Source organism: Eubacterium sp. 3_1_31 (genome assembly GCF_964249515.1).
GTDB classification, from domain to species: Bacteria; Bacillota_I; Bacilli_A; order Erysipelotrichales; family Erysipelotrichaceae; genus Longicatena; species Longicatena caecimuris.
The window spans coordinates 128,260-143,737 of sequence record NZ_CAXUBY010000003.1 but is presented as its reverse complement, the minus strand read 5'-3'; the positions used below and the strand labels follow the sequence as shown (position 1 = coordinate 143,737).

Here is a 15,478-nt window from a genome sequence, read left to right as displayed (position 1 = left end):
ATTCATAAGCATTTTTTCCATTCATAAGCATCTGTAAACTTTCACGTTTATAAGCGTGTATAAAAGAAAAAGAGACAGAAATTAAAGATTGTGGCTTACAATTTTCTTACATTTCTTTTAGATAAGGAATTTATGTGAAGGATTTGTTATAATACAAGCATGGAGGGATACTATGCAAACAAGAATATTGGTACTGGATGATGAAAAAGAAATCGCTGACCTTGTCACCCTGTATCTGAAAAATGAGGGATATCAGGTCCACGAATTTTATGACAGCGAAGATGCATTGCGTTTTATAAAGGATAATCCCGTTGACTTGGCAATGTTGGATATCATGATGCCAAAGATTAACGGCTTTGAGATATGCAAGATCATACGTGAAAAATATACATTCCCGGTTATCATGTTAACGGCTAAAATTGAGGATATGGATAAGATTCAGGGATTGTCATTAGGAGCGGATGATTACATAACCAAACCGTTTAATCCGCTGGAGATGGTAGCACGAGTAAAGGCACAATTGCGTCGTTATAAGAAATATAATACAACAAAGGATAATGTAAATGTGATTGATTTTAAAGGACTTATCATCGATAATGATTCTCATCAATGCACACTTTATGATAAAGTTTTAAATCTGACACCGATTGAATTTTCGATTTTGTGGTATTTATGTAAGAATCGTGGCAGAGTCGTTCCTAGTGAAGAATTGTTTGAAGCTGTGTGGAAAGAAAAATATTTTGATTCCAATAACACGGTGATGGTACATATTCGCCGCTTGCGAGAGAAGATGATGGAACCGCCTCGTAATCCGAAATTTATTAAAACGGTTTGGGGCGTAGGGTATAAAATTGAAGAATAATTGGTATCAGCAGCTGCGGAAACAATTGACTCTGCGGTTTCTGCTGTTGACGCTTATCGTATCTGCAGTTTTATTACTCTTTATTGCCATGATCGGCAGTAAAGCTGGGTTAGAAGCCAGTAAAGGAACTTTAAGCAATGGGGATTTTTATTATTACTATTTACAGCATTCATGGGAGATTAATACCTTGTTATTCACCATTGGGTTTATCGCTTTATTGTTATTTTTTATTGTATCTTTCTTTCACAGCATGGATGCCTTACTACTCTGTCTACAAGGAAAACCTTTGCGTAAGCAGCCTTTATTTTTCAAAATGTTTCCACAATTTCTGGAGGCTCAAAAGAAAGTCGAAAATTTGCTTGCCAAACGCAGTGTGAGTGAAGAAGTGTCTGCACAAAAGAAAGAGCATAAGAATGAATTATTAATGTATCTGGCACATGATCTGAAAACCCCCTTAACATCAATGATTGGTTATATCAATCACATTTTGGATCATCATTTGAATGAAGAACAGGAAGCATCTTCTTTAGCCATTGCACATAGTAAAGCAAACCGTTTAAATGAATTGATTGATGAGTTTTCTGAAGTTTTACGTTATGATGATAAGGTGTCACAACTGAATGTTACACATATTGATTTGACTATGATGTTAAAGCAGCAATTGGTAGGTTTTTATCCTTTATTAGAAGGAAAAGGTCTTAAATTAAAGGAAGAAATCCCACAAGATATGTTGATTGATGGTGATTATGATAAACTACAGCGTGTATTTGATAATCTGATGCGTAATGCTATCAATTACGCAAAACCGGATACGACCATTTATATTACGGTCACAAAACAAGAGCAGGGCATTCAACTATTATATCGCAATAAAGCTGAGGATATGAAGGAAGAAGCCGTTGCACATTTGTTTGATAAATTTTATCGTGCACAGAGTGCCCGCAGTTCCAGCAGTGGTGGTGCCGGCTTAGGTTTAGCAATTGCGCGAGAAATTATGCAGCTGCATCATGGGGATATTCATGCAGAATTAGATGGCGATGAGATTTCCTTTTATCTGCATCTACCTTATACGTTAGGGGCATCGATATGAAAGAGCGATATTTGAAAAACTTAGAACGCCGCTTGGTGCTGAAATATACCTTTATTGTATTGGCATTGAGCCTAGGTGGAGCTACGATCTTGTATATTTTTGATAATGTATTAAATGGCATTGTCATTGATTTTTTAAAAGTACTTTTGATAGATGGTGACCCATTTTCAACCTTTAAGAAGATTTTTGCTATTGTTTTACCTGCCATTATTGCCATTACTGGTTTTATGCTTGTTTATTTTCTATGCCGAGAGCTGTCAAACTATCTTCGCGTGTTAATGGAAGGTATGGATGATGTTTTGGAAAAGCAACGCGAAAAGTTAAATTTTCCTAAAGAGTTGCAGCCTACCCAAAAACTAATCTTATCCATTGCGGAGGATTATCAGCGCAATGAGAAAGCAGCTTTAGAGGATGAAGAAAAGAAGAAGGATTTGATTTATTTATTAGCACAGGATATAAAATTGCCTTTATCAAATATTTTAATGTATTTAGAACTGTTAGAAAAGGAACAAAGAATATCGCCACAATTACGTAAGGAGTTTATGGCAAGTGTTCTTTATAAATCCATGGATCTGGAAGAGATGATCAATGAGTTCTTTGATATCACTCGATTCAATCTGCGTTATGCGAAATGGACACCGGAGCATATGTATTTGGATCGCATGGTGGAGCAGGTGTTGGATGAATATTATCAAATGTTGGAAGAAAAGAGTATGAAAGTGGATGTGCAGTATGAACATCAGCTGCCCTTATATGCGGATAATGACAAGATTGCCAGAGTTCTGCGTGATTTATTACGGAATATGATTGCATTAGGGGATGCCAATAGTACCATTGTTATACAGCTTATGGAGCATAGTGCGCATTATACGATTGTGATGAAAGGCAGTGTTCCTCATTTGTCCGCATATCAGATTGCTCATATTTTCCATAACTATTATCGCTTAGAGGATTTGCATGGAAGTGGTAAGCAGCATGTATTGGGTTTAGGTATTGCAAAACAGATTGTTGATATGCATAAAGGCATCCTTAGGGCAAGTTCTTTGCAGGATACCTTGCAGTTTTATATTGATTTGCCCAAAGAAACTTTGGAGAAAGAAGTAGCGCATGCATAAGCTGAAAGGATGCTGGTGGCTTATGCATGAAGTGAATAGTACAGAAAGGAAAGAAAGCGTATGCGTTGTGAAGTAAATGAGCAATTTCCGATAGCCATTGAAGAGGAAGGAACGGTTATGGACTATGTCGATCACGAATTTGTCTTTGTGATCAAGGATGAAACATGGACGGATTTCGAGTTGAAGGCATTAAAGAAACAGCCTTTGGAAATAGCGTTTGTATATAAATATGATATCGCCATCTTCTTATTAACATTGGAGGATGCGATTGATACGAGTGATTTCGTATTTAATGTGCATGATAACGATTATGATGAAACATTGTTTACACATTTTGCTACAGGCAGTGGTTATACCTGCACGTTATATTTACTTGATGGTAAGAATATAGTGAAAGGTAGAAAAATCGTGCAACTATCAAATGCGATGTCCCTTAAGATTGCGGACTGTTTAAAGCAGCAGAAGGATGTCCCTTATCGCGAAGAAGAATTTATTTGTAATCTAGAAGGGTTGCAGGCGGCTTGGGAACCTTTTGAGTTACAGCCAATGGCAATTGCAAATGAGACGTTTAAATAGGTATATTCTTTTAAAATGTATGCGGTGTAAATACACATGTATACATTTTTTAGATTTATAGTTGTGCTTTTTTTCACTATACAGTATAATTTAAGATAAGATTTAAGAGGAGGCAAAAAGATGAGAGCGGTAGTAAGTGTAATTGGTAAAGATATGGTAGGCATTCTGGCGAAAGTCAGTGTAGAATGCGAAAAGGCGAATATGAATGTGCTGGAAGTTTCACAGACATTGCTGCAAGATATGTTTGCGATGATCATGCTGATTGATATTACAAAAGGTAATACATCCTTGAGTGATTTTGCACAGCATATGGAAGAGGTAGGAAAAAAAGAAGGTTTAATTATCCACGTCATGCATGAGGATATTTTTAATTCCATGCATAAAATTTAGAAGGAGAATTGTCTATGATAAATGTACATGATATTCTGGAAACCATAAAGATGATCGATGAAGAATACTTAGATGTTCGTACGATTACCATGGGTATATCTTTATTAGATTGCTGCGACAGTGATATCGATCGTTCTTGTGAGAAGATATACAATAAGATTACGCGGTTGGCAAAAGACCTGGTCAAAACAGGAGAAGATATTTCTCGTGAATATGGTATCCCTATTATTAATAAGCGAATTTCGGTTACACCGATTGCCATGTTGGTAGCTGCTAGTGGCGGTGATCCTGTAAAATATGCATTGACATTGGAAAAGTGTGCGCAAGCAGTAGGGGTTAACTTTATTGGTGGTTATTCCGCATTAGTGCAGAAAGGATGTGCAGCCGGCGATCGCGAATTAATGGAATCCATCCCGCGGGCATTAGCACAGACGGAGCATGTGTGTGCATCTGTTAATGTTGGCAGCACAAAGGCAGGCATTAATATGAATGCAGTAGAGCTTATGGGTCGTATGGTGAAGGAAGCGGCTGAACTGACAAAAGATAACAATTGTATTGGAGCAGCAAAGCTTGTTGTATTCTGTAATGCGCCTGAGGATAATCCTTTTATGGCCGGTGCTTTCCATGGTGTTGGAGAACCGGATTGTGTCATAAATGTAGGTGTATCTGGTCCGGGTGTGGTAAGGGCTGCGTTAGCGAAAGCTCCTAAGGATGCGCCGATGAATGAGATTGCGGATATCATCAAAAAGACAGCCTTTAAGATCACACGTATGGGTCAATTGGTTGGCTCCTTGGCAAGTGAGCGCTTAGGTGTACCATTTGGTATCGTGGATCTTTCTTTAGCACCGACACCGGCTGTCGGTGATAGCGTAGCATATATCTTAGAGGAAATGGGCTTACAGACTTGTGGGGCATATGGTACGACAGCTTGTCTGGCAATGCTGAATGATGCGGTAAAAAAAGGCGGTGTCATGGCAAGTAGCACGGTTGGCGGTCTCAGTGGAGCATTTATCCCGGTCAGTGAGGATGCCGGTATGATTGCAGCGACACGTGCCGGTGTTTTATGCCTGGAAAAATTAGAAGCTATGACAGCGGTATGTTCCGTAGGTTTAGATATGATTGTAATTCCTGGTGAAACAACTGCTGAGGTAATTAGTGGTATCATTGCGGATGAAGCTGCAATTGGAATGGTGAATTCTAAGACAACAGCAGTTCGTGTGATTCCGGCAGTTGGTAAACAAGCAGGTGATGAACTGGAATTTGGCGGTTTGTTAGGAAGTGGCCCTATCATGAAAATTAATCAGAGTGATAATTCTGTCATGATTCATCGAATGGGAAGAATACCAGCTCCTTTACAGAGCTTGAAGAATTAAATGATACAAAAGTCTAAAAACTATAGGAAGATAGCTTTTAGACTTTTTCTGTTCAGTATGATTGTATGAAAGATACAAGAAGTTATCTGTATTCCATATAGAATCATCCTAGGGAAGTGTTGCGTGTAATTACAAGGCGACTTGCAAAAATCGTAATTCTATAAGGATGGTTAACGCTATTAGATATTCCTTTACATTACGATATAACACGAAAGGGGAAACGGATATGAATGAAAGTATAATAGAAATAAAACATCGCTTATCAAAAATAGAAGGTTTAAAAGACTATCAAAGAGAATTGGAACAGCGCTATGAAGAAATCAGCCAGAAACTGGAAGTGGCAATGCATATCGCAGAAAAAGAACAACAGGATGTTGAAAAACTCCAGCATGCCTCTTTAGCCAGCTTAGCAGCCTGGTTTGCGAAAGATAAGGAAGAGCGCTTAGTCAAAGAAGAACAGGAAGCTGTTAAAGCAGCTATCCTAGTCAGTCGACTACAGCAAGACCTAGAAATCACCAATGCCGAATTAGTAAAGTGCGAAGAAGAAATTGCTCAAGAAGATGCTTTACGCGGCGCTTTGGAAGAAATGCAAAAACAGGAAGCTTTGCAAGGGGAACATGGCAAAGAGGCAGCAGAGCTATACAGCCAATTGGAACAGGAACAATTATTGGATAAAGAACTGCAAGAGGCTATTGCGGCAAGCTATGTTGTTACGGATAAGTTACGTTTCGCTGTATCTGAAATGAGCAGTGCATCTGATTGGGGCATGATGGATATTGCCGGAGGCGGTATGATGACATCCATGATCAAGCATTCGCATGTAAAAGAAGCATCGAAAAAAATTGCCCAACTGCAACAAGATTTGTTACGTTTACAAAAGGAAGTTAAGGATGTGCATAGCATTGATATCGCGCCAATGGAAATAGAGAGCTGGCTAAGTACAGCAGATATCTTCTTTGATAATTTCATCTTTGATTTTATGGCGTATTCGAGAATTAATAAAAGCCATGAACAACTGAAAGCAGGACTTGAAAATATCATTGCTTTACAAGATCAGCTATTGGATGAAAAGTGTCAGTGTTTAGAACGACAAAATGCATTACATACAAAAATACAAAGGCTTTTTGATGAAATGGAACAGGATGAGTAGACCTGTTCTTCTTTTTTTACTATTTTTACATGCTTTCCAATCAAATCATGCTATATTTTCCAAATTTTGTGATAAAATAAAAAAGCGCGATATAAAGGAGCGATGAAGATGTTGGAATTAAAGCATGTATCCTTTGAAGTAGAAGGAAAACATATACTAAATGATATTACGATGACAATTGCGGATAATCAATTTACAGTCATCACCGGACCAAATGGCGGAGGGAAGTCTACCCTTGCCAAGATCATCATGGGAATCGAGAAGCCAACAAGTGGACAGATCTTATTTGATGGCGAAGATATCACCGAACTAAGTGTTGATGAGCGAGCAAAACGTAAAATCGGTTATGCTTTTCAACAGCCCCCACGTTTTAAAGGCATGAGTGTGCGGCATTTGTTATCACTTGCTCATGGCAAGGATCTGGATGAAGATGTCTGCTGCAGCTATTTAAGTGATGTCGGCTTGTGTTCGAAGGATTACTTAGACCGTGATGTGGATGCTTCCTTATCCGGAGGAGAAGTGAAACGTATTGAAATTGCGACAATCTTAGCCAGAGATTTAAAACTGTCCATCTTTGATGAGCCGGAGGCAGGTATCGACTTATGGAGTTTTGCGAAGCTGGTGGAAACTTTCCAGCATTTACAGGCACAATCTAAACAGTCCATCATCCTGATTTCGCATCAGGAAAGGATCATGCAGCTGGCGGATGAAATCATTATCATTGAGAATGGTCGCATGAAAACAAGAGGAACACGCGAGGCTATTTTGCCATCTTTGATGAATGAATTTGAGCCTTGCGGATTGAAAAAGTAGGTGAGCATATGGAAAACATGGAAAAAGACTTGTTACAGACAATTGCCGATATACGTGGCTTTATGCCGGGAAGTGCATTTAGTCTGCGAAAGAATGGTGAAGGCATTGAACGCCATTCTACTGAGCATGTCAGAATTAATGCCAAATTGGATAAACCGGGCATTGATATCATTGTCGATGCCAACACGGTAGGGGAAAGTCTACATATTCCGGTTATCTTAACCGACAGCGGTATTAAGGATGTTGTATACAATGATTTTTACATAGGTGAAAATGCAGATGTGGAGATTATTGCCGGCTGTGGTATTCATAACGATGGCTGTGATACATCTCAGCATGATGGCATTCATACCTTTCATATCGCAAAAAACGCAAAGGTGCGCTATGTTGAAAAGCATTATGGAGAAGGTAATGGCCGTGGTGGTCGTATCTTAAATCCGGTAACGATCATTCACATGGAAGATGGTGCTTATGCGCAGATGGATATGAGCCAGATCAAAGGTGTAGATTCTACGATGCGTAAAACCGAAGCGAACTTAGGTCCGCATGCCAAGTTGGTCATCAATGAAAAACTAATGACACATGGCAAGCAGACTGCGCATAGTGATGTAACCGTGAATTTGAATGGGGAAGACAGCGTTGTGCAAATCGTATCCCGTTCGGTGGGGAAGGATGACTCGATTCAGGTATTCCACCCTATTGCCATTGGAAACAATAAATCCCGTGCGCACATTCAATGTGATTCCATCATTATGGATCATGCAAAGATCAGCTCAATTCCGGAAATCGCAGCAAATCATGTGGATGCGGAAATTGTGCATGAGGCAGCTATTGGAAAGATCAATTCCGATCAGTTGGTGAAATTGCAGACATTTGGCTTAAGTGTAGAGGAAGCAGAAAAAGTTATCGTAGATGGATTCTTGAAATAGGATTCATCTTTTTTCATTGATGATATCGGTGGCACATGTATTTTTACCTAAGAAGCATCAGTATTAACAAAGGGCAAGCTTCATACCTACACGAAGGGTTACCTGCATATCTACACAAAGGGCTAGTTTCATACCTACACGAAGGGTTACCTGCATATCTACACAAAGGATACCTGCATCTTTAAAAGCGACTTGCTCAATGTAGGTGGTATCTAGTATAATAAAAGTCTTATAAAGGAGGAATAGGATGAAGAAATTCATTTGTTTATGTTTGGTATACTTGATATGTCTATTGCCAGTCCAGGCAAATACAAAACAAAAGGTTACCTTCAGTAAATGTACGGATGGCGATACAGCACATTTCATAGTCAAAGGGAAAGATACAACGATACGTTTTCTGGCTATAAATGCACCGGAATATACAAAGGAAAAAGAACCTTATGGAAAAGAAGCTAGTGCCTATGTGTGTGATGCCTTAACCAATGCCAAAACAATAGAATTAGAGTATGATGATGGCAGTGATGAAACAGATAAATATGGCAGAACCTTAGCCTGGGTGTATGCGGATGGGAAGCTTTTACAAAGAGAATTGGTGAAGCAAGGCTTAGCCGAAGTCAAATATATCTATGGGGATTATGCTTATACCGATGAATTAAAGAGTTTAGAAAAAGCAGCCAAAAAACAAAAGCTGAACATGTGGAGTGATGGCACATATGAAGAAGAAAAGACAGAATTACCATACTATTTAACAGCTGTTGGCGGTATCTTATTAATCTTTATTGGTGTTTTCTTTACGAAGGGGAAACGTCAGAAACAAAAACTGATTCGTCAGGGCATGAAACAATTAAAGAAGAAATAATGCTTCTTCTATAAGCAAGAGCCACCTGCATAAACCAAACTTAGGCAAGGAAAGGCTCTTTTTTCCTATGCTTGTAAGATAAAGCAACAACGCGTATAATGGAAACAGAATGGAGGGGTTTGATGCGTATCGCAATATGTGATGATGAGGCTGTGCAGCTGCAACTTATCGCAAACTATGTGGAAGAATATCAAAACATTTATCATCAACCTTTGACAATCGAATGCTATTCCAATGCGGATGCCCTTTTGTTTGCTTATCAGGAAGACTATGCCATCCCTATTCTATTATTAGATATCCAAATGAAAGGATTAAATGGCATGGAGCTGGCAAAACTCGTCAGAAAGTATTCCAAGGATACAATCATCATTTTTATTACCGGTGTCAGTGATTATGTTTATGATGGATTTAATGTACAGGCTTTAAATTATCTGATGAAGCCTATAAAAAAAGAACAGCTGTTCGCTTGTTTAGATAAGGCAATAGAGAAACTAAATACACAGCAGCCAACCATCGCTCTATGTTGTGATAAACAGTGGCTGCGCTTTCCTGTAAAAGATATCCTGTATGTAGAAAGTGATGGTCATTATTTGGATGTTTATACGAAAAAACAATGTTATCATGTGAAAAAAACAATGAAGGAAATGGAGGAAGCGTTACCAACATCCCTGTTTTTTCATTTATCACGCAGTTATCTGATTCAACTTGAGGCTATCGAAAAAATCAATACACAAACGCTATGGATGAGCAATGGACAATGCATACCGATTCCCAAAGGGAAATACCGTCTGCTGAGCAAGGCCTTTATTGCCCATCATTTTAAGGAGGCTATGTAAATGGAACTCTTGGCTATAGCATTTGCCTTATGCAGCATTTATCTGTTACAGTTACAACTTTTCCATTTTGATTCTGGAAAAACTAAACATATGGTATTGTGGCTGTTGATTTTATGTAGTTTTGGGATAGGGTATATGCTCCATGTTCAATTTGTTATTTGGTTAAGTGGGTTCTTTCTGCTGTATTGTTTTCTTTTCTTTTATTGTGATGCCACCTTGTATGATAAACTGCGATATGGTCTATTTAGCATACTTGCGTTTTTCATCGATTATCTTGTCATGGTATGGCTGTTGGCAGCGCCTGTTTGGATCATTGCTTTATCAATGGTTGCGATACAGTATGGTATCTTATTGTATTTACAGTTACATGTCACTTGGTTTATGCTGTTATTACATAGTGGAGTTAGCGTGCTGGTTTGTTATCTGGCGTTGCAACAGCCAAGTGCAGGCATTTTCTTGTTGCTATGGATAGGAATGGTGCAGTATTTGCATGGGCAATATGCAGCGAACTTTGAGAAAAATACCAGAGCATTTCAAGAAGATGTAATGGCGCATCATTATGCGGAAGTAAAAAGTGTTTATATGAATATGCGTGGCTGGCGGCATGATTATCATAATCATTTGCAATCTTTAAAAGCGTATTTGCAGTTAGGACAGTATGAAGAGGCAGATGCCTATTTGTTTGAGCTGGAAAAAGATCTCGATAGTGTTGATGCTTTGGTAAAAAGCGGTAATTTGATGGTTGATGCGATTCTCAATTCCAAGTTGACCATCGCAAAACAAAAGCAGATACATGTGCAGTGTAAAGCACATGTCGCAAAACATATTGCGATACGTGATATTGATTTATGTGTTATCATTGGCAATTTGTTAGATAATGCCATTGAAGCATGTGAGATGTTAGAGGAAAAGGAACGTTTTATCAGGATTTATATAGAGATTGTGAAGCAACAGCTGTATATGTCGTTTACGAATGCAGCTATGGAAGATCTGAATTTCAATCAAAAGAGCTATATCAGTGAAAAGCGTGGAAATCATGGGCATGGCATGAAGCGGGTAAAGTTAACGGTTGAACGTTATGATGGTTACTTAAACTTGCAGAATGAACCTGGTGTATTCGTTAGTGAAATCATGTTGCCGATTGTATCCTGTGATGAAGAAGCAGCAATCGAAGCTTGCACATAAAGCATAGCTTCACGATATGCACCTTTTGCAATGTTCTGATAGAAAGGGATAATATTCTCTTTTAAAGGCATATAGAAAACGACGTTTTATGAACGAAAAAAGGGATTTCGTGAATGAAATGTCTTTTTTACTATTGTTTTGTTATACTTTTCCATAGAAACATTTTAGAAGTCATACGATAGCTTAAGAACTGTCAAACAATGGAGAAATAGGAGGATTGTTTTGCGGTTAGGAATCGTTATGAAATCATGATTTCATGTATTGACTGTTGGTATGAGAAAGGTTGATGTTATGACTAGAGAAGAAATACGAAAGAACTATCGCTATAAAGATAATATGCGGATGTTATTAAAAGATATCGGTTGTTGTGGAAGACAATATTATGTGTATATGGTGTTGGAAATTATTTTAAAAACCATTGCACCAATTCTTCTGATGCTGCTTCCTGTTTATTTAGTTGGCTTGTTGGAACATCAGATAGATCTTGTTACGATCTGTGAGAAACTGAGTATATGGATCGTCGGGATTCTAGGTATTTATCTGGCTGATACATGGTTTCATGCGCAAAACATGCGCATCTTTGAAATGTTGAGAATGGCATTGTACATGCATCGTTTTTATAATTGGCGTGTGCATATGGATCTTTTGAGCTTAGAGAATGGTGAGAATAACGAGATGGAAATGGAAATTCGCCAGGCGCTGTTGCAGGGAAGCAGTCATGGTGTTGGAGCTTTGTTAGAAAGCAGTATATCACTTGCCAGCAGTGTGTTAGGTTTGTTGCTATATGCCATTTGCATTGGACAATTGCAGCCATTTCTACTGTTTTTGATTATGATTGCCGGTGGTGCAGCCGCGTTTGCAAAACGGCGAGCTAATATTTATGAATACCAAAAGATGGGACGCTTCTGGGAGAACAATGGTAAGTTTTGGGGTATGAAGAATGATAGCATCAATTTGGAAAAAGCCAAAGATATTCGCATGTATCATTTAGCTCCATGGTTTGCGGATAATTTTGAACGCTTGCGTAAAGAAGCAGTAACGATTTATCAAGATGTCATGCAGAAACGCTTTTTAGCAGATGCTGCCGCTAGAATGGCGACCTTTCTACGGGATGGGGCAGCTTATGGATATTTGCTTTATCTCATGATCAATGGAGATTTGGATGTTGCACAGTTCTTGCTTTACCTAGGTGTTGTCAGTGGTTTTACAGCATGGATGCAAACAATTGTTGAAACGTTGACCATCTTGAATCAGGAGTCTTTGAGTGTATCGTTTCTACAGGCATATCTGGCACAGGAAGATAAAGATCAAAAGGAAGGCAGACAAGAAACGGTGGCTATGGAGAGTAAAGAAGTTCCAGAAGTATCTACTACATCTCAACCACAAGAAAACGCAAAAACGCATCTTGAAGCTACAAATGCGCTTGAAGATAATAGGCTGAAAGAATGTCATGAAATACGTTTTGAGGATGTGAGCTTTGCTTATCCGGGGCAGCCACCCATCTTTGAGCATTTTAATATCACCTTGCATGCCAATGAAAAAATTGCTTTGGTTGGTATGAATGGAGCCGGCAAAACGACACTGGTAAAACTGTTATGTGGTTTGTATCCTTTAACATCCGGACATATTTATGTAAATGATATGGATATTGCACAAATTCCTCATGAATTATATGTTTCGATGTTATCCATCGTTTTCCAAGACTCACAGATTTTTGCCTTTGACATTGCCAGTAATGTTGCCTGTACGACTAGCCAGGACAAACAAACGCTCAAGAGCAAAGATGCTGCTATGAATCGATTATTAAAGAAGATGCAGTGTGGCGATACCTATGCCATCTATGATGAAGAACGTATTTTAAGCTGTTTACAAAAGGCCGGTCTGCAAGATAAGATTGATCAGCTGCCACAGGGAATTCATACACATCTTACTACGTATCTGCAAAAGGATGGTGTTTTGTTAAGTGGCGGTGAAATACAAAAACTGATGTTAGCGAGAGCCTTATATAAAAAAGCACCTATTCTCATACTAGATGAGCCTACCAGTGCTTTAGATCCAATTGCGGAAAGTGAGCTTTATCAGAAATATGCCCAGTTAAGTGAGGGGAAGATTTCGTTATTTATCTCACATCGTCTAAGCAGTACCCGTTTCGCTGATCGTATTTTATTTTTAGAGCATGGTAAGATCATCGAAGAAGGCAGTCATGAGGAATTGCTTAAGAAACAGGGAGCTTATGCGAAGATGTTTCAGATGCAGGCACATTATTATCAAAAGGAGGCTGGAAGGAATGAAGAAATTATACCAAATGCATAAACAAGGCTTTCAGCTTTTACGTTTTATCTATCGTCTTGATCATTCTGCTTTACCAATTTTCTTATTACGCCATACCATGGAAGCTGTATCCCCTTATCTTCAAATCTTGTTTAGTGCCATCATTATTGATGCTTTATTACAACAGCATTGGGAAAAAGCCGGTTATACCATTCTCATCATGTTAATCGTTAATTTACTGTTTGGGCTTTTATTGGATTATGTAAAAAGCAAAAGTCAGGTTCGTTCCATGTCTGTTCATCGTCAGTTCAATGCGATGATTTGTTTAAAGACGATTGATCTAGACTATGCGACATTTGCGGATAAAGAAGGCTTAGAAGCTTTTTCACAAGCGGATGCGGCAATGGCGATTCATGGAGGATTTGGTCTGCTGCTTGAAATTTATACCGAAATGGTACAACATCTGTTATCGGTGAGCATTGCTATCGTATTGCTCTTGGAACTGTGTCAAAAATATGGGCAGAGGATGCCGGGGGTACTTGGCTTTTTTCTGACACCTGTTGGCTCGCTTTGCACACTATGTGTCTTATTTATCAGCTTACTGCTGTTATATGGGAAATCCGCAGAGTATGTCAATAAAAACAATTTGCAGATATTTGAGCATGATATGTCAGTGCATCAGGAAATGCAATATTTTGATAGTTATGCGTTCCATGCAGATAAGGGAAAGGATGTACGTATCTATCGTATGCAGCCAATGTTATTACAGGCATGGAATGCATTATGTGAACGATTGAATCAATCGCTTAGGAAAGAGTGGCAATATACACGCAGATCCACCTTATTTTATGTTTTTATCAATCATATCGTTATGTTATTGTCCTATATATTTGCCACGTTAAAGTTCTTCTCACACGCTATTTCGATTGGGGAATTCACGAAATATTCTAGTGCGATAGCCAAATTAAATGAAGCTTTGCGATCTTTGGTAGAAAATAATGGGCAGTTACGTACGATGATAGGGTATTTAAGCTATTATAGTGAATATATGAAAAAAGAGAATAAGTTGGATACCGGTACACTGCCTGTTGAAAAACGTTTAGACAATGAATTTGAAATAGCCTTTCATAATGTTAGTTTTGCTTATCCGAATACGAATACTTACGTATTAAAAAACGTATCCTTAACATTGAATTTGAAACAAAAGATTGCACTGGTTGGGCCAAATGGTGCCGGAAAGTCAACTTTTATTAAGCTATTATGCCGTTTATATGACGTGAGTGAGGGTTCTATCACTTTGAATGGGATTGATATTCGTAAATATGATTATCAAGAATATCTGAATCTGTTTGCGGCTGTTTTTCAAGACTTTACTCTTTTCGAGTTTCCGGTAGGAGAAAATGTCGCATGTGAACAGCAGTATGATGAAACAAGAGTTTGGCAAGTGCTACAACAGGCGGGAGTAAGAAAGCGTGTAGAACGCATGAAGGATGGTTTAGCAACGCCTATGTTTTATCGAGAAAAGGATGGCGAAGATGTATCTGGTGGGGAAGCACAAAAAATAGCGATTGCTAGAGCATTGTATAAAGATGCACCTTTTGTGATTCTTGATGAACCTACCAGTGCCTTAGATCCGATTAGTGAATATGAAATTTATACGCATTTTCACGACATGGTTAAAAATAAGACAAGTATTTATATATCTCATCGTATGAGCAGCTGTCGTTTCTGTGATGATATTCTAGTATTTGATCATGGACAACTGTTGCAGCGAGGGACGCATGAGGAATTGATGAAGGATACAAAACAGGTGTATGCGAAAATGTGGAAGGCACAAGCCAAATATTATGTGTAATTAATATCCGCATACGAGCAGTTGTTATCATAGTTACAATGTTGTGGTATCTTTCATAATAGCACACATAGAAAAGCACGCATAGAATAGCACACATATAATAAGCACGCATATAAAAAATTCTCACTCATCATAGTGCCTCTTTGAAGTACGTATGGAGTAAGAATTTTTTAA

14 protein-coding genes are annotated in these 15,478 nt (G+C 38.4%); all 14 read left to right on the top strand.

Going from position 1 to position 15,478, the window contains the following annotated elements; translation table 11 throughout:
* Positions 1-172: 172 nt before the first annotated feature.
* The 14 genes from vanR to ACESSZ_RS02250 all read left to right on the top strand — a co-directional run bounded on the left by vanR (position 173) and on the right by ACESSZ_RS02250 (position 15,304).
* Positions 173-862 (top strand): VanR-ABDEGLN family response regulator transcription factor, encoded by a 690-nt coding sequence (vanR, locus tag ACESSZ_RS02315; RefSeq protein WP_008687279.1) that lies wholly within the window; start codon positions 173-175, stop codon positions 860-862.
* Positions 852-1,952, top strand: coding sequence for a sensor histidine kinase (locus ACESSZ_RS02310; protein ID WP_008687280.1), 1,101 nt, complete (start codon positions 852-854; stop codon positions 1,950-1,952). The genes vanR and ACESSZ_RS02310 overlap by 11 nt, the downstream gene beginning before the upstream one ends.
* Positions 1,949-3,067 (top strand): sensor histidine kinase, encoded by a 1,119-nt coding sequence (locus ACESSZ_RS02305; RefSeq protein ID WP_008687282.1) that lies wholly within the window; start codon positions 1,949-1,951, stop codon positions 3,065-3,067. Before ACESSZ_RS02310 ends, ACESSZ_RS02305 begins: the two co-directional genes overlap by 4 nt.
* Positions 3,068-3,127: 60 nt before the next feature.
* Positions 3,128-3,643 carry a hypothetical protein gene (locus ACESSZ_RS02300; protein WP_008687284.1) on the top strand — a complete coding sequence of 172 codons (516 nt, stop codon included), beginning with the start codon at positions 3,128-3,130 and terminating at the stop codon, positions 3,641-3,643.
* 120 nt (positions 3,644-3,763) lie between these two features.
* Positions 3,764-4,033 (top strand): ACT domain-containing protein, encoded by a 270-nt coding sequence (locus ACESSZ_RS02295; protein WP_008687286.1) that lies wholly within the window; start codon positions 3,764-3,766, stop codon positions 4,031-4,033.
* A gap of 14 nt (positions 4,034-4,047) precedes the next feature.
* Positions 4,048-5,406 carry a PFL family protein gene (locus ACESSZ_RS02290; RefSeq protein WP_008687288.1) on the top strand — a complete coding sequence of 453 codons (1,359 nt, stop codon included), beginning with the start codon at positions 4,048-4,050 and terminating at the stop codon, positions 5,404-5,406.
* Between the two features lie 226 nt (positions 5,407-5,632).
* Entirely contained in the window at positions 5,633-6,556 is a 924-nt protein-coding gene (locus tag ACESSZ_RS02285; protein WP_008687290.1) for a hypothetical protein, read from the top strand.
* Between the two features lie 108 nt (positions 6,557-6,664).
* Positions 6,665-7,369, top strand: a complete 705-nt coding sequence (locus tag ACESSZ_RS02280; RefSeq protein WP_008687291.1) for an ABC transporter ATP-binding protein — start codon at positions 6,665-6,667, stop codon at positions 7,367-7,369.
* A gap of 8 nt (positions 7,370-7,377) precedes the next feature.
* On the top strand, positions 7,378-8,298 hold the full coding sequence (locus tag ACESSZ_RS02275) for a SufB/SufD family protein (RefSeq protein ID WP_008687292.1): 921 nt from the start codon (positions 7,378-7,380) through the stop codon (positions 8,296-8,298).
* 247 nt (positions 8,299-8,545) lie between these two features.
* On the top strand, positions 8,546-9,157 hold the full coding sequence (locus ACESSZ_RS02270; RefSeq protein ID WP_008687293.1) for a thermonuclease family protein: 612 nt from the start codon (positions 8,546-8,548) through the stop codon (positions 9,155-9,157).
* A 122-nt stretch (positions 9,158-9,279) separates the two neighbouring features.
* Positions 9,280-9,993 (top strand): LytR/AlgR family response regulator transcription factor, encoded by a 714-nt coding sequence (locus ACESSZ_RS02265; RefSeq protein WP_008687294.1) that lies wholly within the window; start codon positions 9,280-9,282, stop codon positions 9,991-9,993.
* Positions 9,994-11,178, top strand: a complete 1,185-nt coding sequence (locus ACESSZ_RS02260; protein ID WP_008687295.1) for a sensor histidine kinase — start codon at positions 9,994-9,996, stop codon at positions 11,176-11,178.
* Positions 11,179-11,469: 291 nt separating this feature from the next.
* Positions 11,470-13,491, top strand: coding sequence for an ABC transporter ATP-binding protein (locus ACESSZ_RS02255; protein WP_008687296.1), 2,022 nt, complete (start codon positions 11,470-11,472; stop codon positions 13,489-13,491).
* On the top strand, positions 13,466-15,304 hold the full coding sequence (locus tag ACESSZ_RS02250; protein ID WP_008687298.1) for an ABC transporter ATP-binding protein: 1,839 nt from the start codon (positions 13,466-13,468) through the stop codon (positions 15,302-15,304). Before ACESSZ_RS02255 ends, ACESSZ_RS02250 begins: the two co-directional genes overlap by 26 nt.
* The last annotated feature ends 174 nt before the right edge of the window (positions 15,305-15,478 follow it).